The 249-nt window shown below is 53.4% G+C and carries 1 protein-coding gene; it reads right to left on the minus strand.

From position 1 onward, the window contains the following. Window positions 1–236, minus strand: a 236-nt coding sequence (locus tag SB847_RS21835) for a P-loop NTPase (RefSeq protein ID WP_410578810.1), incomplete at its 3' end; no start/stop codon positions are given. Window positions 237–249: the final 13 nt, after the last annotated feature.

The raw sequence follows: 249 nt of genomic DNA on the forward strand, positions 1-249 counted from the left end.
TCGCAGAAGTTAACAAAGTCGATCCAGCCGCTGACGTCGTCCAAATTACATGACGCGCACTCGATTTCGGCATGGACCGCTTTCATGACATCAGGATTGGACGTGTCCGTCTCCACCAGCACGACGTTGATGTCCGTGCGTTGCAGATAGTCGACCAGTGCCAGCGTCACAAAACTCTTGCCGACACCACCCTTGCTACCACCAACCATATAGATGGGGGGATTTTGCCTTGCCATGTGAGACCTCTAC

It is taken from the genome of Bacillus sp. SIMBA_026 (assembly GCF_046535335.1).
GTDB lineage: Bacteria > Bacillota > Bacilli > Bacillales > Bacillaceae > Bacillus > Bacillus velezensis.